23 protein-coding genes are annotated in these 19,738 nt (G+C 65.4%); 15 read left to right on the top strand and 8 right to left on the bottom strand.

Translation table 11 applies throughout. The annotated features are described in order from the left end of the window. Positions 1-17: 17 nt before the first annotated feature. Entirely contained in the window at positions 18-653 is a 636-nt protein-coding gene (locus ACSKT0_RS11630) for a dihydrofolate reductase family protein (protein ID WP_437773891.1), read from the bottom strand. Between the two features lie 129 nt (positions 654-782). After that, complete coding sequence (locus ACSKT0_RS11625; protein WP_437773890.1) at positions 783-2,117, bottom strand: phosphoribosyltransferase family protein; 1,335 nt, start codon at positions 2,115-2,117, stop codon at positions 783-785. A 234-nt stretch (positions 2,118-2,351) separates the two neighbouring features. On the opposite strand from ACSKT0_RS11625, the gene ACSKT0_RS11620 reads away from it, so the two are divergent. The 4 genes from ACSKT0_RS11620 to ACSKT0_RS11605 all read left to right on the top strand — a co-directional run bounded on the left by ACSKT0_RS11620 (position 2,352) and on the right by ACSKT0_RS11605 (position 5,559). Beyond that, complete coding sequence (locus ACSKT0_RS11620; protein WP_437773889.1) at positions 2,352-3,332, top strand: CapA family protein; 981 nt, start codon at positions 2,352-2,354, stop codon at positions 3,330-3,332. Between the two features lie 112 nt (positions 3,333-3,444). Further along, positions 3,445-3,861, top strand: coding sequence for a hypothetical protein (locus tag ACSKT0_RS11615; protein ID WP_437773888.1), 417 nt, complete (start codon positions 3,445-3,447; stop codon positions 3,859-3,861). A gap of 157 nt (positions 3,862-4,018) precedes the next feature. Next, positions 4,019-4,474: a dihydrofolate reductase family protein gene (locus ACSKT0_RS11610; protein ID WP_437773887.1), complete on the top strand. Its 456-nt coding sequence runs from the start codon at positions 4,019-4,021 to the stop codon at positions 4,472-4,474. Beyond that, positions 4,471-5,559, top strand: a complete 1,089-nt coding sequence (locus ACSKT0_RS11605; RefSeq protein WP_437773886.1) for a DNA polymerase IV — start codon at positions 4,471-4,473, stop codon at positions 5,557-5,559. Before ACSKT0_RS11610 ends, ACSKT0_RS11605 begins: the two co-directional genes overlap by 4 nt. A 16-nt stretch (positions 5,560-5,575) precedes the next feature. On the opposite strand, the gene ggh is transcribed toward ACSKT0_RS11605, so the two are convergent. Next, positions 5,576-6,931: a glucosylglycerate hydrolase gene (gene ggh / locus ACSKT0_RS11600; protein ID WP_437773885.1), complete on the bottom strand. Its 1,356-nt coding sequence runs from the start codon at positions 6,929-6,931 to the stop codon at positions 5,576-5,578. 186 nt (positions 6,932-7,117) lie between these two features. On the opposite strand from ggh, the gene ACSKT0_RS11595 reads away from it, so the two are divergent. The 8 genes from ACSKT0_RS11595 to ACSKT0_RS11560 all read left to right on the top strand — a co-directional run bounded on the left by ACSKT0_RS11595 (position 7,118) and on the right by ACSKT0_RS11560 (position 13,290). Beyond that, positions 7,118-7,669 carry a molybdopterin-dependent oxidoreductase gene (locus ACSKT0_RS11595; RefSeq protein WP_437773884.1) on the top strand — a complete coding sequence of 184 codons (552 nt, stop codon included), beginning with the start codon at positions 7,118-7,120 and terminating at the stop codon, positions 7,667-7,669. A gap of 52 nt (positions 7,670-7,721) precedes the next feature. After that, positions 7,722-8,459, top strand: coding sequence for an FAD-binding oxidoreductase (locus ACSKT0_RS11590; protein ID WP_437773883.1), 738 nt, complete (start codon positions 7,722-7,724; stop codon positions 8,457-8,459). After that, positions 8,456-8,803: a DUF6510 family protein gene (locus tag ACSKT0_RS11585; RefSeq protein ID WP_437773882.1), complete on the top strand. Its 348-nt coding sequence runs from the start codon at positions 8,456-8,458 to the stop codon at positions 8,801-8,803. The genes ACSKT0_RS11590 and ACSKT0_RS11585 overlap by 4 nt, the downstream gene beginning before the upstream one ends. 89 nt (positions 8,804-8,892) lie before the next feature. Beyond that, a complete protein-coding gene (locus tag ACSKT0_RS11580) occupies positions 8,893-9,849 on the top strand; it encodes an MTAP family purine nucleoside phosphorylase (protein WP_437773881.1) in 957 nt (318 codons plus the stop codon). Beyond that, on the top strand, positions 9,846-10,910 hold the full coding sequence (locus ACSKT0_RS11575) for an NAD-dependent epimerase/dehydratase family protein (protein ID WP_437773880.1): 1,065 nt from the start codon (positions 9,846-9,848) through the stop codon (positions 10,908-10,910). Before ACSKT0_RS11580 ends, ACSKT0_RS11575 begins: the two co-directional genes overlap by 4 nt. Positions 10,911-10,988: 78 nt before the next feature. Continuing rightward, on the top strand, positions 10,989-11,813 hold the full coding sequence (locus ACSKT0_RS11570; protein ID WP_437773879.1) for a glycosyltransferase family 2 protein: 825 nt from the start codon (positions 10,989-10,991) through the stop codon (positions 11,811-11,813). Beyond that, entirely contained in the window at positions 11,810-12,514 is a 705-nt protein-coding gene (locus ACSKT0_RS11565; RefSeq protein WP_437773878.1) for a TIGR04282 family arsenosugar biosynthesis glycosyltransferase, read from the top strand. Before ACSKT0_RS11570 ends, ACSKT0_RS11565 begins: the two co-directional genes overlap by 4 nt. After that, entirely contained in the window at positions 12,511-13,290 is a 780-nt protein-coding gene (locus ACSKT0_RS11560) for a methyltransferase domain-containing protein (RefSeq protein WP_437773877.1), read from the top strand. Before ACSKT0_RS11565 ends, ACSKT0_RS11560 begins: the two co-directional genes overlap by 4 nt. Here the strand turns inward: ACSKT0_RS11560 and ACSKT0_RS11555 are convergent. Beyond that, the gene (locus tag ACSKT0_RS11555) at positions 13,251-13,763 is read right to left on the bottom strand and encodes a hypothetical protein (RefSeq protein WP_437773876.1); all 513 of its coding nucleotides are present in this window, start codon (positions 13,761-13,763) and stop codon (positions 13,251-13,253) included. The genes ACSKT0_RS11560 and ACSKT0_RS11555 overlap by 40 nt on opposite strands. Beyond that, complete coding sequence (locus tag ACSKT0_RS11550; RefSeq protein WP_437773875.1) at positions 13,763-14,968, bottom strand: molybdopterin-dependent oxidoreductase; 1,206 nt, start codon at positions 14,966-14,968, stop codon at positions 13,763-13,765. The genes ACSKT0_RS11555 and ACSKT0_RS11550 overlap by 1 nt, the downstream gene beginning before the upstream one ends. A 121-nt stretch (positions 14,969-15,089) precedes the next feature. On the opposite strand from ACSKT0_RS11550, the gene ACSKT0_RS11545 reads away from it, so the two are divergent. Beyond that, positions 15,090-16,484 carry a glycosyltransferase 87 family protein gene (locus ACSKT0_RS11545; RefSeq protein WP_437773874.1) on the top strand — a complete coding sequence of 465 codons (1,395 nt, stop codon included), beginning with the start codon at positions 15,090-15,092 and terminating at the stop codon, positions 16,482-16,484. Positions 16,485-16,562: 78 nt separating this feature from the next. Here ACSKT0_RS11545 and ACSKT0_RS11540 read toward each other — a convergent pair whose 3' ends face one another. Then, on the bottom strand, positions 16,563-16,859 hold the full coding sequence (locus ACSKT0_RS11540; RefSeq protein ID WP_437773873.1) for a hypothetical protein: 297 nt from the start codon (positions 16,857-16,859) through the stop codon (positions 16,563-16,565). 95 nt (positions 16,860-16,954) lie between these two features. Then, positions 16,955-17,437: a MarR family winged helix-turn-helix transcriptional regulator gene (locus ACSKT0_RS11535; protein ID WP_437773872.1), complete on the bottom strand. Its 483-nt coding sequence runs from the start codon at positions 17,435-17,437 to the stop codon at positions 16,955-16,957. Positions 17,438-17,533: 96 nt separating this feature from the next. Here ACSKT0_RS11535 and ACSKT0_RS11530 point away from each other — a divergent pair, with 96 nt between their 5' ends. Together ACSKT0_RS11530 and ACSKT0_RS11525 are read left to right on the top strand one after the other, a co-directional pair. Next, positions 17,534-18,229: a maleylpyruvate isomerase family mycothiol-dependent enzyme gene (locus ACSKT0_RS11530; protein ID WP_437773871.1), complete on the top strand. Its 696-nt coding sequence runs from the start codon at positions 17,534-17,536 to the stop codon at positions 18,227-18,229. 107 nt (positions 18,230-18,336) lie between these two features. Next, complete coding sequence (locus tag ACSKT0_RS11525; protein WP_437773870.1) at positions 18,337-19,254, top strand: alpha/beta fold hydrolase; 918 nt, start codon at positions 18,337-18,339, stop codon at positions 19,252-19,254. A gap of 9 nt (positions 19,255-19,263) precedes the next feature. On the opposite strand, the gene ACSKT0_RS11520 is transcribed toward ACSKT0_RS11525, so the two are convergent. Further along, entirely contained in the window at positions 19,264-19,725 is a 462-nt protein-coding gene (locus ACSKT0_RS11520) for a GyrI-like domain-containing protein (RefSeq protein ID WP_437773869.1), read from the bottom strand. Positions 19,726-19,738 lie beyond the last annotated feature (13 nt).

Below are 19,738 nucleotides of genomic sequence, written 5' to 3'. Positions count from 1 at the left end.
TTTCCCTTCGGATTGATTTATGCCGGGCCGTTGCCCGGCGGACCGCTGAGCACCGTCGGTATGTATTCGAGCAGCTGGAGTCGACCGTCGAAGGTCCTGTTCTCCACCATCTCAAGTGAAACGTCCGGATAGCCGTCGTAGATCCGCTCGCGCCCGGTGCTGCCCGTAATCACCGGGAAAACGACCACCCGGAATCTATCCACGAGTCCAGCGGTCAGCAACGACCGGCACAGGCTTAGACTCCCGAGAGTGCTCAACGGCCCGGTCTTGGTCCGTTTCATCTCCGCCACGGCCTGGACCGCGTCCCCCGTGACCAGCTCCGAGTTCGGCCACGTCAAGGGTGCCTGCAGCGTGGACGAAAAGACGACCTTCGGCGCGGCAGCAAGGCCGGTCAGGGTGGCGCCCTCATCCTCGGAGAATCCCGAGCCTTGGGCCGCCGCCTCCTCCGACATCCTGGACATCAGCCGGTAGGTGTTCGCGCCGAGAAGGAAGGTGTAGCCCTTCTGCCCCTCCTGATCGAGCCACGCCAGGTATTCCGGCCCCTCCAGACCCCACCAGCCGGGCCATCCCACTGCCGAGGCGTACCCGTCCAACGAGATGATCAGGTCGACCATCAGGTCCGCCGAAGTCGCCCCCGCCGCTGTCTCGCCCATGACCGTCTCCTCGAGTTTGATCGACGTCAGTGACTGCCTGGTCTTGGGCCAATGACAGCCGGGTCCCGTGGCGGCAATGCTAGCCCCGGAGCAATCAGCCGTTCAAGGGGCCGCTGCCCGACCTCTGCATCAAGAGCTTCGGTTCCCCGCGCCGCCCTCTCCATGCGGCAGGTACTGAACAAACCAGTCCACGGCGAGAATCGCCGCCGCCTCCAATGTTCCGGGTTCTTCGAACAGGTGGGAGGCCCCCGGGACAAGCTCCAGCCGGTTGGGGCAGCCCATCATGGCTTGTGCCCGGCGGTTGAGTTCGAGCACCCTGTGATCCGCGCTGCCGACAATCAAGAGTGTCGGGGCGCGGACAAAGGCAAGCCTCGCGCCAGCCAGATCCGGACGGCCTCCCCTTGAGACGACTGCGCCGATCTTCTCTCCGAGTTCGGCTGCCGCCCACAACGCGGCGCCGGCGCCTGTACTCGCGCCGAAGTATCCCACGTTGCGTGAGGCCGTATCCGGCCTTCTGCCAAGCCATCCGGTTGCCGCAATCAGCCTGCGCGCAAGCAGTTCGATGTTGAACACATTGGCACGATTGAGCTCCTCCCCTGGGCTGAGCAGGTCAAGGAGCAAGGTCCCGAAGCCCGCCCGCTGAAGCGTTTTCGCGACGAATCTATTTCTCGGGCTATGGCGGCCGCTACCGCTTCCATGAGCAAACACCACCACGCCGGCAGCCGATCCGGGCAAGTGAAGGTGTCCTTGAAGCCACAGCCCGTCAGAGGGGATCCGGACCTCCTCATCGAGGCCGCGGTCTCCTGCCGTTGAAGAGGCGTTTTGCAGGCGCTCGGCGGCAGCGGTGAGCAGCCACACCACCTCGTCGTCGCCCGTCGGTGAGAAGTCACGGTAGTGGTAACCGACGGCCGTAAGCCGCGGAGGCGTAGCAAGGCACACCACCTCGTCCGGTTCAGTCAATCCCGCGAGAACATCCGCCGAGGCGACAGGAACGGCCAGAATCACCTTGGCGGCCCCCAAGTTCCGTGCAATGCGGCATGCCACCCTGGCGGTTGAGCCCGTAGCGATCCCGTCATCGACGACGACGGCGATGCGGCCCCTCAGATCGACGCGTTCCCGGCCAGTACGGAAACGCGCAACCCGGTCCTCGAGGATAGCCCGCTCGCGTGCTTCGACAGACCGCAGTTCTTCCCGTTTGACCCTAGTGGCAGAGAGAACGCCTCGCTCGAGCGCATATGCGCCATCCTCCCCGATGGCTCCCATCGCGAGTTCGGGCTGGGACGGGACTCCCAGCTTCCGCACGACGATCACATCCAGCGGCGCGTCCAAGGCCACTGCAACCTCAAAAGCAACCGGAACGCCGCCCCGTGGCACTCCTAGGATGACTGCCTCTTGGCCACGCAGATGCGCCAGCCGCTGTCCCAACTGCCGCCCTGCGTCAGCCCTGTCGTGAAAAATTCCCATCCCTGCGACGTTCCCATCAAGCTGCCGCGCCACGCAGCAAGAAATGCACGCGGGGCGGCCTCCTGATTCAACTATTCCCCACGAATCCGGACCACGCGAGGCCTTTGCGGGAAGAACCGCTGAATCCACACCCCTTCGGGTTCGGCGGCGGATATCGCCTTTGTCGCTTGACTGGCACCGGGCGACGAACCGGCCCATCCTGATAGCAAAGACCTGCGACGTTGGAGGTGGAGAATGCGGATTGCGCTCCTCGGGGATGTCATGCTCGGTCGGCTGGTTAACGACCAGCTCAAGGTGGCGGCTCCCGAATATCCTTGGGGCGACACCCTCCCGGTCCTCCGGCAGGCCGACATCAGATTCGCAAATTTGGAATGCGTTCTGGCGGACGACGGAACGCCTGCGGCCGGCAATACGTATCACTTCCGCTCGGATGCCAAGAACGTGGAGAGCCTGCGCTCCGCGGCGATTGATGTGGTCTCGCTGGCCAACAACCATGTGCTCGACTACGGAGTCGATGCGCTATTGGAAATGCTGCCGACGCTCGATGAGCACGGGATCCTGCACGCGGGGGCAGGTATAGACCTGGAATCTGCACGTCGACCGGCGGTCCGGCGGCTCAGGTCAACTGCGGTCGGCTTTATCGCTTTCACCGATAATGAACCGGGCTGGGAGGCAACCGCCCGAGCTCCGGGAATCCACTATGTCCCTGTGGACACCGGTGACCGCCGGGTGAAGGAATTGCTGGACTTGGTCCGTTGGACGAAAGACCACAACCAGCTACTAGTCGTTTCGGCACACTGGGGCGCCAATTGGGGGTCCAAGGTCCCGCCCGCGCACCAGAGTTTGGCCCGGGCGTTGATTGACGCGGGGTCCGACGTCGTGTTCGGGCATTCGGCCCACATTTTCCGCGGCATCGAAATCTACCGGGGCCGGCCCATCGTCTACAGCGCCGGCGACTTTATGGATGATTACGCGGTTGACCCGGATGAAAGAAACGATCAGTCGTTCGTCTTCGTCGTGGAAACAGATGGAAACATACCCCGCACTTTGCGCCTGTATCCGACGAACATCACCCACCTGCAAACTCTGCTGGCGAGCGGGAGCGCGGGGAAAATCGCTGAGCGGATGCGACGGTTGAGCAGGCAGTTCGGCACCCGGAGCACGTGGATCGAGGGCGACGGAGTCTTGGAAGTACCGATCGACGTGGTCTCATAACCATGGAAGTCCCGCTGGCACGGGAATCATGCCGGGTTCCCGTCCGTTCTCTCCGTTGATGACCTGCTTTCGTTGGCGGGAACAGACACGACAGAAAGTTTGGGGACTGACCATGACGTTGAACGAAACCATTGCCCGTCTCCGGGCCGGCCACCTTATGGTCCGCGACGCCCAGGAGTGGGACAAGCTGTCCACTGACTTGGGGCGCGCTTACGACAGCAACGACGACGAACTCATTGAACAGCTGCAGCCACAGTTCCTGCAGTCATGGAGGACAGTCACAAGATACGTCCTCCGCGACACTTTCGACGCAGCGGGCATCGCCGTCGCCGAACCCAGCCATCCTTGGGGAATCGCAAGACTCACCGCAAACGGAACAAGTTGCGAACCACTCCTCTGCCACGCCGACGAAACAGGCGCGGGAAGGGCAGGGGCCTTCACCAAGAGTGGAGTCCAACTTCTCACTTTCGCGGACACCATGACCAGCTACACGGACTGCCTGTCGCGCCTGTTCGATGAGCTGGACTGAGCAACGATTTCCAACTCGAGGGGACAAGCACCACTTAATCCATTGATTTCGTGACTTCCCTACAGGCTCTTGCCTTCCCGTTGCGCTCGCCGAAAAATGGGGCGTGTGGATGTCGATTCCGCGATATCCTGCTCGCCGTCATGAAAGGGAGCGCACCATGGGAATCATCGTGGTCGACTTGCTCAGCACCCTTGACGGTGTCTACCAGGCGCCCGGCGGACCAGACGAAGATCGCGGGGGCGGCTTCGAGTTCGGCGGCTGGCAGGCACCATACTTCGATAAGGAGTCCGGCGAGGCGATCGGCGCGGGCATCGAACGCATCGACGCGCTTCTCCTCGGCCGGAAAACGTACGACATCTTCGCCGGGTTCTGGCCAACCGCACCGGCCGATGACCCGATCGCGGCCCGCTTCAACACCGTGCCGAAATATGTCGCATCACACACACTGACCGGCACGGGCAAGCGGATCTTCCAGGAAGGTACCATTCCAAGCGCCTTCGCCGTCGCCCAGCCGCCTCGGGCCTTCCCGAAGGGTGCGGTCTGGCTTGTCTACGAGCGCGCGGGCGATCCGGTCACGGGCGTCGACATCGAGGCGGAGCGCGCACAGACATGACAACCGGTGGCGTGGGCGGAAACCCGTGGGTGCTGCACGTTGATCTCGACCAGTTCATCGCAGCGGTCGAAGTGCTCCGGCGGCCGGAGCTTGCGGGCAAACCGGTCATTGTCGGGGGCCGGGGCGACCCCACGGAACGGGCCGTGGTGTCGACCGCGTCATACGAAGCCCGGGCGTTCGGTGTGGGTTCGGGAATGCCCTTACGCATTGCCGCGCGGAAAGTGCCCGACGCCGTGATCCTGCCCGTCGATCAGGAGGCCTACCTCGCGGCGTCTGAAGCGGTGATGGCCACCCTGCGCGCGCAGCCCGGCGCCACAGTGCAGCTGCTGGGTTGGGATGAAGCCTTTGTAGGGGTTGAGACAGAGGATCCGGAAGCCTATGCCCACCAGGTGCAGGCCGCCGTCCTGGCGCGAACACAGCTGCATTGCAGCGTGGGCATTGGCGACACCCTCGTCCGGGCCAAGGTCGCCACCGGGTTCGGAAAACCGGCCGGCGTCTTCCGCCTCACCGCGGGGAATTGGCTTGATGTCATGGGCGGCCGGCCCACCAAGGAGCTGTGGGGCGTCGGCGGCAGGGTGTCGGCCCGGCTGGCCAAACTCGGCATCAACACCGTCGCCGAACTCGCCGCTTCCGACCCCCAGGATCTGGTCCCGGAGTTCGGCCCCAGGATGGGTCCGTGGTATGCACAGCTCGGACGGGGCGACGGGACCAGCGTTGTGGACGACACCCCGTGGGTTGCCCGCGGGCATAGCCGCGAGACCACCTTCCAGCAGGACCTGACCGATCCGGCCCAAGTCGAGGACGCCGTGCGGGAGCTGACAGCCCATGTCCTTGAGGATGTTGTGGCCGAAGGACGGCCCGTCATCGGGCTGACCCTGAAGGTCCGCTACGCGCCGTTCTTGACCACCACCCTGGGGAAGAAGGTTCCGGAGACCTTCGACCGGAACGAAATCCTCTCGCGGGCCTTGGACCTCGCAACCGGAATCGAGGCGGGCCGCCCGATCCGGCTCCTGGGCCTGCGTGCCGAAATGGCAATGCCCCACGATGCGCGAAAGGGGCACACGCCCACGCGCGGCGGTTGGTGACGGCGTCGTTCCCCTCCTACGCAGTCCGCGGATGCCAGCCCAGCCCGATCCACTCAAGGCAGGCGGCAGCCGTCCACGCCTGGTTCAGGCTTCCCAGCGGTTCTCCGGTGAAGGGTTCGTAGTATTCGCCGAATTGGAGGTCGGCCAACTGATCGAGAGATGCGGTCTTGAGGGTTTCGTAGATCTCCTCTTGCCCGTCGCGGTGCAATGCCCACCCAAAAAGGAGATTCAGGAAGGGCCAGACGGGGCCGCGCCAATATGTCCGGGGGCGGAAGGCTGCGCTGGACGGGGACGTCGACGGTGGGAGCGAAAACCGCAGCCCGGGATGCCCCATCCAGTCCGGCCCAAGAAGTATTTTCCTCTGTGCCGCGAGCAACTCCCCGTCGCCTCCGGACACCAGCGGGGCAAATCCGGAGACAGCGTCGGTGGAGATCCACTGCTTGGCCAGGATGTCGTAGTCACGGGCAAGACCGCTGACCGGATCAATCGTTGATGCCACACCATCGCGGAAGCGCCGGGCTAGCCCCCGCAGCTCCTCGGCGTCGGAACTGCGCCCGATTTCTTCACCAAGATCGGCCAGGACATCGCTGGAGGCGGCCATGATCGCGGAAAAGAATGCGTCGCGCACCCGGAAGCCGACGACGTTCCGTACCGCAGCGTCGTCGTAATCCACGGAGCCCATCTGTTGGACGAGCCACAGATACTTTGTGTATTCGCTGTCGTCGGGCCGCTCGCTGGAGTCTGCAACGTGCAGCGTGTCACGCCGGGTGAAGGCCGGGACGGTGCCGGGTTGGACACGCGCGTAGGGCCCGTCCCACCGCGGAGAATTATCGAATCCGGACTCCCAACCGTGGTGGATTTCAATCAGCCCTATTGCGTCCGGGTCACGCACGGTGGCAAGCCACCGATGCCACGCCAGCCAGCCGTCGAAGGATTCGGCGAGGAAAGACTCTGCAGCTTCCTTGTCAGCGCCGCCGTTCTCCCTGCCCCGGTCGAGGATGTGCCGCAAGGCGATCGCGTGGACGGGAGGCTGGCAAATGCCGCTGCTCTTGACGACGGACGGTCGGGCTTGTGCGGACCCGGTGCCCCAACGGTCAAAACCGGGAAAGTAGTCGGTACTGTTCTCGCTGAAGACAATGTGCGGGATCATTCCCGTCGACCACTGGGCAGCCAGCAAGGTCCGGAGTTCCGTAATGGCGCGCGGAACATTGGCCCGCGCCAGCCCCATAGCCACGAAGGCTGCGTCCCAGCTCCACATATGGGGATACAGGTTGGGCGCCGCGGTGGTCATGGTGCCCAGATCGTTGAGCCGGAGGACCTCGGCCGCCGCCCTGTGAAGGTCCTGCATGCTGACGCGTGGAGCGGTGTTCATTTGGCCTCCTATGCCAACGACTTCGCGCGAGTCAGCGCCGGCGCGAGCGAGCACGACACCTACCAAGCTACTGCAGCGAGCGTGACCCGGTCAGGCTTTGCTTAGTGTCTAGACCCCGCCCGGCCGTTGCCCTATCGTGGGGGAACCGGGCACAGCCGGCTTGAGTCTCCGCATCGGAGGTACACGGTGGGCATCATCTCTTCTGGATTTCATGGAAGACGGCAGAGCGGCAATCCGGCGTTGCCACCGGGCCAATACGAGACCGGCAGCTTCCCGGTCCTTACCGCCGGCCCCGCTCCACGGATCCCCACTGACGACTGGGAATTCTTCATCACTACTGAGGCAGGGCAGCGCCACGCCTGGTCCTGGGCCGCCTTCATGGCGTTGCCCCAAACAGAAATCCATACGGACATCCACTGCGTGACCAGCTGGTCCAAGCTGGGCCGCTCGTGGCGCGGAGTCTCCCTGGATACTCTGTTTGAGAACGTGGAAACAAGCTTCAGTTTCACGACTGCCCACTCTTACGGCGGATACACGACCAACGTGCCGCTCGAGGACCTCCTTGGCGGCCGGGCGTGGGTGGCTTGGGAGTTCGACGGAGAGCCCCTTGAACGCGCCCACGGCGGACCTGCCCGTCTCCTTGTGCCGCATTTGTACTTCTGGAAGAGCGCAAAGTGGATCAACGGCATCGAGCTGACGCAGGATGACGTTCCTGGCTTCTGGGAGTCCAACGGCTAGCACCTCCACGGCGACCCGTGGCGGGAGGAGCGCTACTCATGAGGTACGCCCGATGAGCACACTATGGCGCGTGGCCGACGTCGTCAGCAGCATGCCCGAGACGGAAACCGCCAGAACCATAGGGCTGCGGGTGAACGGCCTGAACGGCAACCTCGCCGGACAGCACATCGACATCCGCCTCACAGCCCACGACGGGTACTCGGCCGTGCGCTCGTACTCCGTGGCGAGGGCAGGCATGGACGAAACCTTGGAGATCACCGTTGACGAATTGGCCAACGGAGAAGTCTCCCCCTATCTGGTCCGGGACCTGGCTGTCGGGGACCAGTTGGAAATCCGGGGACCAGTCGGCGGCTGGTTCGTCTGGAAGCCGACCGACAAGAACCCCGTTCAGCTGATTGCCGGAGGATCCGGCATTGTGCCGCTCATGTCCATGATCCGCGCACACCATGCATCGGAAAATCCTGCGCAGTTCCGGTTGCTCTATTCGCTCAAGTCGCCCGAATCGGGGTTCTATCGGGAAGAACTCCAAAGCTTGGGCCAGGAATCCCGCAAGCTCGTCATCGACTACGTCTACACACGCAAGGCGCCGAAGGATTGGCCGACTGCTCCGCAAAGGCTCACGGCGGAAACCCTGCTTGCCAACATCTTGCCGAACGACCCCGCCCCAGATGTCTTCATCTGTGGCCAGACCGTCTTCGTGGAAACAGTCGCGGAATGGCTCGTGCGAGCGGATTACCCCGCCGCCGCGATCAAGACCGAGCGCTTCGGCGGAACAGGAGGAACCCGGTGAGTGGCAGCAACGGCTCCGATTCTCCCGGTGCCAACGATCAGGGCCTCGAGGATCAGGACATCGCCGGACTCGCAGGCAACGCGATACCCCACCTGGACGGAAACGCGGTGGCAGGACCGCTCTGGGAACTGTTCCGCTTCGATATCGTCGCAGCGATCGGACGGTGCAAGCACTGCGGCGCGGTCCGCGTCTTCGGGGAGACGATGGTGTACGTTGACGCGCCTGGGATCGTCGTGCGCTGCGCTTCATGCGAGGGCGTGCTGCTGCGCCTCGTGGAGACGCCCACACGGTACTGGCTCGATGTGAGCGGACTCAGTTATCTGCAAATCCAGCGAGACGGTTAGGGTTGCGGTCCCCGTGTCCCAGCGTCCGCGTTCGGGATCCGTAAGGATTCGCCGGCGACGGCGAGGGCCGGCGTTGGGATGATGGGGTCATGTCACTGCTCCCCGAGAACCACGCAGCACCCCGTGCACGGATTGCAATAATAGGCGGCACCGGCCTGTACAAGCTGCCCGGGGCCGTCGTGCTCGACACACTGGACGTACCGACGCCGTTCGGGCCACCCTCGAGCGCCGTCACAGTCGCCCGGCTGCCCGCACCGGACGTCCCCGACGCCGAGGGACCCGGCGGCGACGGCGGCCCGGTGGTCGCATTCCTGAGCCGGCACGGCCGCGGGCATAGTGTTGCCCCGCAGCAGATCAATTACCGCGCCAACCTCTGGGCCCTCAAGAGCCTAGGCGTAGAGGCCGTTATCTCCTCCGCGGCGGTGGGCGGGCTGGTTTCCAGCCACGGAACCGGCACTTTCGCGGTACCGGATCAGGTCCTGGACAATACCTGGGGCCGCCCGGACACCTTCTACGACGGCTCGCTGCCCACCGGGGTCCAGCACTTGCCCGCCGCCGAGCCCTACAGCGCCCCCTTGCGGGCGGCACTCATCGCCGCCCTCGAGCGCCGGAGCGAAGACTTCGCCGGGGCGGGAACCGTGGCGGTCATCAATGGTCCGCGTTTCTCCACCAAGGCCGAGTCCGCGGCCCTGGTTCAGTCCGGCGCGCAGCTGATCAGCATGACCCAGTACCCGGAGCCGATGCTCGCGGCGGAGTTGAACATGCACTTCGCCGCACTGGCATTCATTACTGATGCCGACACGGGGCACGACGGTTCCGAACCCGTGACGGCGGAACTGGTTCTGGGCCGGCTGGCGGCCGCGCAGCCGCGGATCCTCTCGGTGTTGTCCGACGCAGTGCGGACAGTGTCCGCGGGGTTGGCCGGCGCTGAGCCAGCGAACGACGGCGGAATGTGGCGGATGGCGCTCATGCCGCCCGCCGCGGTGGCCACCGTGATGGGAGCCGCCGGCCCGGCCAGCCATGGTACGAAACGAACAGGGCCATGAGGATTCTAGTCACCGGCGGAGCCGGTTTCATCGGCAGCCATATCGTCGACGCCGCCGTGGCGCGCGGCTGGGAGGTCCGGATCCTGGACTCCTTGGATCCGGGTGTGCACCCGGATCCACCGCCGGGAATTCGCGGCGTGCCCTTGCAGATAGGCGACGTCGGAGACCCTTCCGCCGTGGCAGAAGCGCTCGCGGGAGTCGACGTCGTGGTGCACCAGAGCGCCAAAGTGGGCCTCGGTGTGGACTTCTCCGATGCTCCGGACTACATCCGCAACAATGACCTGGCCACGGCCGTCCTTCTGGCAGGCATGGCAGCCTCAGGCATCGGCAAACTTGTCATGGCTTCCTCCATGGTGGTCTACGGCGAGGGCGCTTATACCGACTCGGCCGGCAGGCCGGTCCGCCCGGGCCCTCGCCGCGTGGAGGATCTTGAGCACGGAATCTTCGACCCCCGCGACCCTGCCACCGGCGAGCTGTTGCTCCCGGCACTGGTCAGCGAAGACGCGGTCATGGATCCACGGAACGTCTATGCTGCCTCCAAATTGGCCCAGGAGAACCTGGCTTCCGCGTGGGCGCGCTCAACCGGAGGCACCGCCGTCGCACTCCGTTACCACAATGTGTACGGCCCTCGGATGCCCAAAAACACCCCCTACGCGGGCGTGGCCAGCCTGTTCCGCTCTGCACTTGCACGTGGAGAGGCCGTGCGGGTGTTCGAGGATGGCGGGCAGCGGCGCAGTTTCGTCCATGTCCGGGACGTTGCCGAGGCGAATCTGTTGTCCATTGACGCGTTGGCGGGAGGCCGGATTGCTCCTGGCAGCCTGAGGGCGTACAACATCGGCGCCTCGGAGGTCCACACCGTAGGGCAGATGGCCGCAGTATTGAGTTCTATTGCCGGCGGGCCTGATCCGGTGGTCACAGGTGACTTCCGGCTGGGCGACGTCCGGCACATCACCGCCAGCTCGGCACGGGCCCGGGCCGAGCTGGGTTGGATCCCCAAGCAGGGTTTCGAGGACGGAATGCGCGAGTTCGCCACGGCACCGCTGCGCGGCGATCAAAGCTAGGCGTCCGGAGGGCAAACGTCCCCGTTCCGTAAGGATTTCCGCCTGTCGCGCCGGGCTTGGGGATTCTACGGTCAAAGGGTGGAGAAAGAGCAAAGCGGTTCACGCGGTCCGCACGATGGAATCGGCATGGCCGGTATCCCCAACGGACCGGGTGACGACGACGGCGGTCAACCCACAACGCTCGTGGACGTGGTGCTGCCGTGCCTCAACGAGCGTTCGGCCCTTCCCAAGGTGCTCGGGGCTTTGCCGCCCGGATACCGCGCGATCGTCGTGGACAACGGATCAACCGACGGTTCCGGTGCCCTGGCCGCCAGCCTGGGGGCCACCGTCGTCGACGAACCGAGGCGCGGCTTTGGCGCAGCAGCACATGCCGGACTGCTCGCCGCCACGGCGGAGTTCGTCGCTTTCTGCGATTGCGATGGTTCACTGGACCCCGCCCAACTGGCCCCGATGCTGGACCTTGTCCGCACTGGTCGTGCCGACCTGGTGTTGGGTGCGCGGCGACCTGCCCGCGGTGCCTGGCCGATCCACGCCCGCTTGGCCAACATGGCCCTGAGCCGGCAATTGCGTCGGCTAACCGGCATCCCTGTCACGGATCTTGGCCCCCTCCGCCTTGCCCGCCGCAGCGCTCTCCTGGGACTGGACCTCGAGGACCGACGCAGCGGCTACCCGCTGGAGATGTTCCTCAAGGCCCACCGCGACGGATGGCGTGTGGCCGAGATCCCGGTCAACTATGCGCCCCGCTTGGGGAAGTCCAAGGTCACGGGGACACTCCGCGGAACTGTCACGGCCCTCAAAGACATGGCGACCCAATTGGCCGCCGCTTCGAGGCGGACACCCGAGACGAAGGACGGCAGACCGGCGGATCGGCCACCGGCCGATGCCCAAGGAGCGACGCCGTGAACTTCACCATCGCCGTCATTGCCAAAGAATGCGTCCCCGGCAGGGTAAAGACCCGGCTCACTCCCCCGCTCACCCCGGAGCAGGCCGCAGCCCTGGCCCAGACCAGCCTGAGCCAGACGCTGGAAACAGTGCGGTCCCTTCCCGCAGCCAGGCGATTGCTGGTGTTCGCCGGCACTCCGCAGCATGCGGACGCTGCGGGTTTTGAAGTAATCGCCCAAGGCGCCGGAGGCTTGGACGAACGGCTGGCGGCGATCTGCGGCCTCACGGACGGACCGTTGCTGATCCTGGGCATGGACACGCCCCAGCTATGCCGGGACCAGTTGGCCCCAGTGCTGGCCGACTGGGCAACCTCCGCTCCGGCACCGCATCGCGGCGCGTGGTTCGGCCCGGCGTCGGACGGCGGCTTCTGGGCGTTGGGCCTGTGTAGGCCCGACGGCGGCCTGCTCCGCGGAGTGGAAATGTCCACACCGCAGACCGGGGCGCAGCAATTGGACCGGCTGGCCGCCGCTGGCGTGGACGTGGGGCTGTTGCCCGTCTTGACGGATGTGGACTACTTCGCCGACGCCCTGGCTGCCGCGCAACAATGCATCGGGACTCCCTTTGCCCGCGCTGTCGAGCGCCTGGGCATGGGACTGCCGACGGCGGCCATGCCGCTTGTGGTGCCGTCCGGCGTCGTGCCCACGTGGGGTGCCCTGCGATGAGCATCCAGGCAGTCCCCAAGGGATCCGGCACCCGGGCTGACTCTTTTGCTGCGGGCACCGGCCCGCTTGCCCTCTCTGGACAGGCCCTGTTTGGCCAAGCTCTATTTGGACAGGCTCTATTTGGACAGGGAGGACACGAACCGTACGCCCGTAGCCTGCCCCACGGCCTGGGCTGCCTGACGCTGCGTCCGGAACCTGCCTGGAGCGAAACCATCGGGCCGGTCCACTTCAACATGCTCGGTTGGTCTGGCCCGGCCACGGCGGGCGAGCGCGAGCTGCTTCGCACCCTCCGCGGGCCCGTTCTCGATGTGGGCTGCGGCCCTGGCCGGATGCTGGAGGCCGCCCGGGAACTGGGGCTAGCGTCCATGGGCGTCGATTCGAGCCCCGCCGCCGTGCGGCTGGCAACCGACCGTGGGGGCGCGGCCATCCTTGGCTCCATCTTTGACCCCGTCCCGCACGAAGGAAGTTGGGGTTCGGCCCTGTTGCTGGACGGGAACATCGGCATCGGCGGGAACATCCGGTTGCTTCTGGAGCGTGTTGCCTCACTGCTGGCGCCGGGCGGGCAAGTGCTGGCAGAGGCCGAAGCCTCGGATTTTCTCGATGTGGCCTATCCGGCGGTGCTGGAAGATTCAGATGGACGCGCCAGCGCGGCCTTTCCCTGGGCCCGCGCCGGGTCGAAAGCGCTGGCTTCCCATGCGGCCCGGGCGGGGCTGGATGCCGTGGCAACCCGGACGGTTCAGGACCGGTTCTTTCTGACCTTGGAACGGCGGCCGTAGAGCCCGACGGCGGCCACAACCGCAGCCGCGGCCACCACCAGGACCACCCAGAAAACGCCCAAGGCCAGCCCATAGTCCCCCTGCAGGACGGTGCCGTTGGCGCCGCTGCCCGGACCGCTTGGCTGGAGCACCTGCTGGGCGCGGATCACCGGGCCTCCCACCAAGGTCACGAGCGCCCCCACCAGCAGTGCGCCGCGCACTATCCCTTGTTGAACGGTGCCTAGCCCATACGTCAGCCGCGACAATCCGCCGCCAGCCAACGTTGTCAGCGGGACCAGCACGCCGTCGTGCACCAACAACGCCACGGCAAGCCAGGCCGCCACGCCGATCAGCTGGACGAGTGGCACATTGGCCAGGAATCCGAAGAGCGCATAACCGAGGGCCGCAAGGCCCAGGGCGCCCAATGCCGCCCTCACCCACCAGACGGTCCTGCGACCCGCCGGCGCCGGCGGACGCACCAACGGTAGCCGCATCAGATCACCTCCACTTTATGCACCCATTTGGTCTGCAGGACCCCCGGGCGTCCAGGTGCGATGATCCGCGCCGGATAGCCATGGTCGAGGTCCAGGGGTTCGCCGTTCAGCTCTAGTGCCAGCAGTGTCTGCTCGTCCTGGCTGTATGCGGCAGGCATGAAGGAGCGCCCATAGACGCCGCCCTTCTCCATGCTGGAAATCTGCAATTCGGCATCAGGCGGTGCGCCCACCGTTGCCATGAGGTCACGGATCCGGACACCGCGCCATTGTGCCCCTTGGCTCCAGCCCTCCACGCAGGCGATGGGCAATCCGTAACTGTACTGCGGCATGGCTGCCAGCTGTGCCAGCGTGAATTTCTTCTGCACCAATCCCGAAGACACGGTCAGCACCCAGTCAGGGGCCAGCGCAGCATCCGCCACACCGGCCTGGGCCGCGGTCCTGTTGATGGGTACTCCCTGCGGTCCGGTATCCATTCGGCGCGGCGCGAAGAGGTTCAGGCCCGACAGCCAGGCGAAGGACTGGCCCGCCGTCGTCAAGACGACGACGCCGGTCCCGGCGGTCAGCGCCGCCAGGAAACCCCTGCGGCTCCAGCCGTGCCCGGTTCCCGGCCTTACGGCCGGAACCGTTTTACTGTCCGGCACTCCGCCCTCAGTGGTGGCGGCGATGGCGGACGCGTCCGATCGACGGCTCCAATGGGCCAGGATGAGGGGCATCTTCACAGCGATGTGGAGCGCCAAAGATCCGATGATGACCCAGGCCAGCCAATAGTGGACATCCCTGAAGGAAAACGGCCAGGGGTACCACTGGAAAGTGTTGAGCAAGCCGATGGTGACTTCCACCAGTGAAGCGGCCACGAAGAGCGCAATCGATGCCCGTTCGAGTGCATGGAGCAAGGATTTCAGCGGAGGCCAGCGCAAGAGTTCGGGATACACGGACCATAGCTTGGCCGCCAGGAGCGGGATGGACGCTATCCCGGTTGTGACGTGGATGCCCTGCGTAGCCACGTACAGCCACGCGGGACGGGTGAGGAAAAGCATCCAAGGCGGCGGATCCTGCAGAAGGTGGCTGAACAGCCCGGTCAAGAAACACACAGTGAAGGCAAGGCCGAGCCAACGGCCCAGCACCACCGTCAGCCGCCTGCTGCGCAAGGGCGACGAGAACCGTCCGTTCACCGCTTCCATCCGCTGTTGGAGGAAAGTGGTCAATCTGTCCATACCTTGATCACACCACCACGACCCTTCCGTCGTCCCGGTCCAGACCTTACGAAACGCAAACGGTCCCTTGGGTTCATGGCCTACCGGCCCGCGAGTGATGCAGGATCAAAGGGTGAGCGAATCAACACCCCGGCGGGCGTCTGGGACTTCGGCTGCGGTGGCGGCGCTCGCCCTGGTGGCTTTGCTAGCCGTCGTCGTCTGGTGGACCGTCACCACCGATCCGTCAGCGGAATGGGTGTCGCCCCTTGGCACGCTGGCGGCGTGGACCGTCTTCGTCCCGGCGGCACTGGTGGCACGCCGGATCCCGGCGCGCCACGCGGCCGCCGTCGTACTCCTGGGCTCCCTGCTGGTGGGAGCCGCGGCCATCACCGCACCGCCGGCCACCAGCAACGATTCCGCACGCTATGCGTGGGACGGCATCGTCCAGAAAGCCGGAATCTCTCCATATGCCCACGTTCCGGCGGACGAGGCGCTGCGGCCGCTGCGGCCGGCCTGGCTGTTCCAGGACGCCGGACCGGACGGAACATGCCATAGCAATCCCTTCCCCACGGGTACCGAGACCACCACCAACATTCCCGGCGGCAGCACCCTGTGCACGGCCATCAACAGGCCTGCCGTGCCCACCGTCTATCCCGCGGTCGCAGAGTTGTATTTTCTGGCAGTGCGGCTCAGTACTGGTTCCGAGGTGGGGTTCATCGCCTTCCAGCTGGCCGGGCTCCTGCTCAGCCTCGCCATCACGGCGGCGTTGCTGGCGTTCCTCCGCCGCACCGGACGGCCCGCGCATCAAGCCGTGTGGTGGGCTTGGTCTCCGCTGGTCGCCTTTGAAGCCATCAACGGTGCACACGTGGACGCGTTGGGCACCGCGCTGGCCTTGGCGGCGGCGCTGCTTCTGGTGGGCGGGCGCACCCTGGGTTCCGGGGTGGCCTTCGGTGCGGCGGTGGCCACCAAACTCATCCCGGCCATCAGCGCCCCCGCCCTGTTGTACCGGCGGCCAGTGCGTTTCGTCGCCGTGGCCGTGGCCACGTTTGCCGTGGCGTACGTGCCGTATGTCCTCGCCAGCGGCTGGGCAGTACTGGGCTATCTGCCCGAATACCTTCGCTCGGAGGGGTACGACGGGCAGGACAGCCCGCGCTTCACCTTGTTGAAGCTGGTGCTCCCTGCCAGTTGGGCGGGGCCGGCCGCACTCGTGTTGCTGCTTGCTCTCGCCATTTACGTGTGGCGGACCACCGACGTCTCCCGGCCGTGGGACGGGCAGGTCTTGATGGTCGGAGGGATGCTGCTGATCGTTTCGCCCAGCTACCCCTGGTACGCGCTGTTGCTTCTGCCGTTCGTCGTGCTGAGCCGTCGCTACGAGTTCACCGCCATCGCTCCCGTGCTGGCCCTGATGTATTTCAGCGGCGCCGAACCCTACGGCCCGTTGGCGGCGCGACTCGGGCTAGGGGCCGTCGTCGTGCTCGTGGTGTTTGCCACGGTGGTGAGGCGACGGCAGCAGCATGCAATCGCGTAGCCGGGCCCCTCGCCATCCGCTTTGAGTGCAGATCGGCAAGGGGCCCTTTCGAAGCTTAGGTGAGCGTCGGGACGCGGGTCAGACCATGGCCTGGTTGATCTGCAGCGTTCCGCCGCGAGTGACGAACGGGTGGGAAGCGAGCAGTTCGCTCACGGCCTCGGCCGAGTCGGCTTCCAGGATGGAATAGCCGAGGATGTCGGCAACCGCCTCCGGTTCCCCGGTAGATACCTGACCCGCGAAGCCCACCGGCGCACCGGGATCTGCGACCGCCGGACCGGCATTGCCAAGCCACGCCATGAAGTCCTTCCGGGCAGCTTCCATTTCGGCCGGATCCGGATGTCCGGCGCCGTGATAGGTGATCAGAAATTTAGCCAAGATGACTCCTAAAAGAGGGATCTTCCGCTGCAGGGTTTCCCGCAGCACCGCCAGTGTACCGGGCCTCCCTGACCGCAGAACCCCAGGCTGGTCCGCTATCCCTGCTCCGACTGCTTTTTGTTTGTTGGCGTCGACGCGGCCTCCGGCACCTCTTCGCCCCAGCGGGCAGACCCGAGCCGGCGGATAACGGCCACCAGCTTTTCGCGCAGGTCCTCCACGCCCATTTCGACGCCGGGAGCCAGATTCCAGGCAAGCGTCCGAGCCTGGGCAAGGGCCGTTTTGCCCAACTCGGAAACAGCCACCCTTTGCGAGCGCCCGTCCACGCGACTTCGTTCCCGGGTAATGTGCCCGTGCGCCTCGAGCCTCGAAAGTGTCTGTCCCATGGTTTGCGCCTGCACCCGGACTTTGGCTGAAAGCCGGGCCTGCACCATGGACCCTTCCGCATCGAGAACTTCCAGCGCTATGACCCCCGCATGGGTCAGGCCCAGGACGGCAAGCTCCTCATTCCAGGCATGCTCGACCAATCGCGCTGCAGTTGAGAGCAACCGTGGAGTCGTCCAGTCGTTTAAGTCCGGCATACTCCCACCATAGTAAGCCTACTTCCTAATCGCGCGATGCCTCTGTGCAATGGGTGGACCCATGACCATGTGCGGCTCGCACACTATGCTCGGGATATGTCGGCGGATCGCTACCTTACCGAGCTGGCCAGCAGCCTGGCCCACCTACGTGTCCTGGCACGCCAGCCCGAGGACATTCTGACTCGTCCTGTGCCGGCCTGTCCGGGCTGGACGCTCGAGGATCTCTTCGGGCATCTTGGGTCAATCGAACGCTGGGCAGCCGAAGTAGTCGTTTCGGGCAAGTTCGTCGAGGAACCCGCACCGCCGGCCACCGGAGCCGCAACATGGTTCCTCGAAGGCTCGGACGCCTTTCTCGGGACAATGTCGGCTCTCGATCCCGAAGAGCCGTGCTGGAACTTTGGCCCACCGCCGCGCAAAGCCGGGTTCTGGCGCCGGCGCCAGGCACATGAACACGCCGTCCACCTCATCGACGCGTGCCAAGCTTCAGGGTTGGCGGTCCCCTCATTCGCAGCAGATTTCATGCTCGACGGAATCGACGAAATCCTGACAATGTTCACCCCGCGCCAACTTCGGCTGGGACGGATGCCGGAGCCGGAAGGGGCAGTGACCTTCCGCGTACCCGGGGCCGGCACCTGGAAACTCGGCCTGGGGGTAGCCGAGGCCTCCATTTCCGCCCCGCTGCACGCGATGTACGTGGGTCTCTGGGGCCGCTCCGATCTCGCAGAAACAGCATTCATCGAAGGCGAGAAAGCCCTTGCGGTCCGCGTTCTGCAAGGCCCGCTCACTCCCTGAACTGTCCCGCCTGCTGCCTCTATGGATTCCGACGCCGGAACGGGCACATCCCATCCGGCACCTCTGTGGCTACGAACCAGTCTCAGAGAGTAGGAGCAAAGGTGACCATGAGTGTTCAGCAGGACAGCGCCGCCGCGCTGCAGCGGCATGTCGTTCCCACGGAGTTGGGTCCCTGCATGGTCCGTGTCCAGCAGGGTACCCGGGGACGGCGTGCCGCTTCCGGCACGCCGGAGGTCTACCTCCACGGCGCCGCGGGATCCTGGACGACCTTCCAGGTACTGCTTTCCGGGATGCCGCTTTCGGGGGCACCGGCCAACGACCGTGTCCTGATTGATCTGCCGGGCTGGGGCGAATCCACAAGAGGTGCCCGGCTGGAACGGTTCAGCATCGAAGCGATGGCACACGCCGTCAACGGGGTACTAAGTGCTCTCGGTTACCGGCGGTGGAACCTGGTGGGCCATTCCATGGGAGGTTTCCTGGCCTTGCACATGGCAGCGGCATGGCCGGAACAGACCGCGAGCGTGGCCGCCATTTCGGCCACCACCTTCAGTGTGTCCGACGCATGCCGCGCCCCACTCCAAGGCCTTTACAGATTCCCGTCATTCGCGGGCATGCTACTGGCTATGCGCTCCATGGCGGCGCTCGGTCCGGCAGGGACGGCACTGGTCCGCACCATCGCCAGCACACGCCTGATGCGACCGTTGATGTCCCCGTTCTTCGAAGACCCCGCAGCCATTCCACCGGCGGTGTTCCGCGGCCTCGGCGAGGATGCCCGGCCGGCCAGTTTCTCCGCTGCAGCCAGGGCCGCGGCGGACTACGATTTCAGCCGGTGGCGCAGCATCCCCTGCCCGGTGCTGGCGATCCGCGGCGGCAGCGATGTGTTCACGCCTCAGTCTGATCTGGACCGGTTGGCAGTTATGGTCCCCCACACCCGGCTGGCGATAATCCCGCACTGCGGCCACTTTGCCCACATCGAGCAGCCCGATCAAGTGCACGAGCTGCTCGACGAACTGTGGTCGCGGTGAAGCGTTGCCCTACTTCAGCAGGTGCACGATCGTCGTTTCGGTGTCGGCTGGATCGGGTGTCGGATCTCCATAGATCTCCCAGGAGTGACCGGCAGACTCCCGATGATTCGCCGCCATCCACTCCTCAATCGCCTTGTATGCCGCGTCCATGCGGTGGTAAGGCCCACGATGGACGGCTATGGCAGCCTGGCCCGCGGGGGTTTCGGTTGCGTAGACCTCGCCCGCCGTTTGAAAGGTGCGCGTGACTTCGACGCCGAAGTCGCACAAAAGGGGCGCGTCGGGCGTGTTCGGGTGGTGGTACACGAAGATGTTGTGGCCGTGCGTCCACAGGCCCGGCTGACTCCGAATGAAGTCCCAGACCTTGCCCACCGCAGGCCCCCATGCCGAGCCGACTTCGTCCGGCGCGACCTCGCGCCGGACGGCGGCCAGCATGCGCGGGCGAACAATCTGTACGTTGACGGGGACCGACATGCCGGGAAGGGCC

This window comes from Arthrobacter sp. KNU40 (assembly GCF_051515115.1).
Classification (GTDB): Bacteria; Actinomycetota; Actinomycetes; order Actinomycetales; family Micrococcaceae; genus Arthrobacter.
This window is presented reverse-complemented; position numbering and strand designations above follow the sequence as displayed.